2 protein-coding genes are annotated in these 2055 nt (G+C 55.7%); both read left to right on the forward strand.

Going from position 1 to position 2055, the window contains the following annotated elements; all coding sequences use genetic code 11:
* Nucleotides 1-179 (forward strand): transposase (locus tag FV217_RS22180; RefSeq protein WP_147816050.1); only part of this gene is annotated, 179 nt, incomplete at its 5' end.
* 746 nt (nt 180-925) lie between these two features.
* Entirely contained in the window at nt 926-1774 is an 849-nt protein-coding gene (locus FV217_RS22185) for a DUF4347 domain-containing protein (protein WP_187272679.1), read from the forward strand.
* The last annotated feature ends 281 nt before the right edge of the window (nt 1775-2055 follow it).

A 2055-nucleotide genomic window follows, 5' to 3' on the forward strand; every position in this document is an offset into this window, starting at 1 on the left:
GCGAGACGGTCGAGCATCCCTTCGGCACGCTCAAAGCACGGATGGGGGCCACGCACTTCCTGACCAAGACCCTGCCGCGCGTCTCGACCGAGATGGCGCTTCAGGTCCTGGCCTACAATCTGACGCGCGTTCTCAACATCCTGGGAAGCCGGAAGCTCCTGGCGGCGATCCCCACCTGAGCGAGGGCTCGGCTCGTCCGCTGAATAAGCCGGGAAGCTGTCCAAGAGGCGCCTTCAAACAAAAACTGGCTGTCTTCCGACCGTAAGAACCCGTTCGGCGCGGTGAACAGACCAGTCTCGCGAGACCGGAACGTCACCCGACCGCAAAAGCCCCAATTCCCCAGTTTTGACATGGCCTGGACCCGTAGCAGACTCTTTGAAGGTCCGCCCTCAGGCTTTTGAGGTAGAGGCCAACGTCCGGGTTGGGTGGATTTACGCCTGCCCATTTCCGCGCAACAGTGCAAAGTAACGGACGTAGTCGCGCCCACTTGTAATCAGTTGTGGACCATGGGAACGTCAACCTCAGGTTTGCAGTGAAGCAACCTCTCGCGACTGCGATGAGTTTTTTAGCGACGGTCTTCTATCCGGCCAGCTGATTGGGTAGGCAGGCGCAAGGGGACAACAGGTCCAGTCAACTGGGTCGACCCATACAGCCGCTAGCGACGCAAGCCTCAAATGCTACGGCCACAGATAGTTAGTAGAATAATCATTTGTAAGTTATTTGATGAATCGTCAATCTCAGCTTGTACTGTTTTCGTTGATCCAGCCGTTCCGTCTAGCAAATTTTAGAACTGCGACCTTTGTAAACAATGCATTGAGCACTTGACAGAAATGCAGTGAATATTTTAGGAATGTTCGGAAGGGAATTGTCGAAGGCGTCAGTCTTCGTCAACCACTCGGCGATTCAGGCTGGGGGGGGACTGGTTATGCCGGCTGTGCGCTTATCCACGTCTTACGTCGTGTTTGTCGACGCACGGGTGTCCGATCTTGAAACGTTGATCGAATGCGTCCGGCCAGATCAGGCCCTCTACGTCCTATCCAACAATCGCAATGACGTGACGCAGATCGCTGACGTCCTCATCACGCAAGGTCATGACGATGCGTCGACGCTTCACCTCGTCGCCCACCGCGTGCATAGTCGACTGCAGCTCTGCACCTCATGCCTATATGCCCACCCCCTCACTGGACACGCGGCGAATCTGGCCCGGATTGGTACCGCATTCGCCCAAGGCGGTCATCTGCTGCTCCGCTCATACGAGGTCGGCTCAAGGATTCTTGGGCTGTACATTCTCGACGCATATTCGATCTACCCCAGTGACATCGCGGTGACAGCCTCTACCCGGCTCGTCGGATCAGCTGAGCCGGGTAGCTACTCGGACCTCGACGTCAGCATTGGTCGGCGCGTCGCGGCCGGCCCGATCGCGGCCAAGATATTGGTCGCGTATTCCAGCACGCTTGGCGTTAACACTGCGCCAAGCTTCGGGAATGGTAATGGCAAGGTCCTCACGCCGGTCCGATCGACGAACGACATCGGTTCCAGCGTGACAGTTCAGCCGAATGGCAAAATACTCGTCGCGGGCTACAGCACCCGCAACGGTGACAGCACCAACGTCACGTACCAAATGGCGCTCGTGCGCTACAACGTAGATGGCTCGCTCGACGCCTCCTTCGATAGAGGCAACAATGCTGCATCGCCAGTCGAAAAGTTAGACGTTTACGAGCGCATGATAACGGCTGAGCCAGACGATGAGACGTTCTCCGCGAGCCAAAAGTAAATCAATAGTAATACTTTTGAGAATCGAAAATTATTGTACGTTTAGCTCTGATGAGATCTATATTTATAAAATTTGATTTTGTTGGCTATACTGGCGTTTAATTTTGAGCACTTGTCAGGTGCTCTTGACTGAGACAGTGAGGTTGGCATGACATTTTTCCGGCTTACCGCGGATGCGGACACAGTGCTTGGTACTTCGGGCGACGATCTCGTCTCGGGCACGAGCACCACGCTCAACTCAGGCGACAGCCTGGCCGGTGGCGACGGCACCGACACGCTGGC

Origin of the sequence: Methylobacterium sp. WL9, assembly GCF_008040035.1 — a bacterium.
Taxonomy (GTDB): Bacteria; Pseudomonadota; Alphaproteobacteria; order Rhizobiales; family Beijerinckiaceae; genus Methylobacterium; species Methylobacterium thuringiense.

What these genes read in the sequence shown, in the direction of transcription:
- FV217_RS22185 (WP_187272679.1), top strand. Translation starts at nt 926, where the DNA reads ATGCCGGCTGTGCGCTTATCCACGTCTTACGTCGTGTTTGTCGACGCA.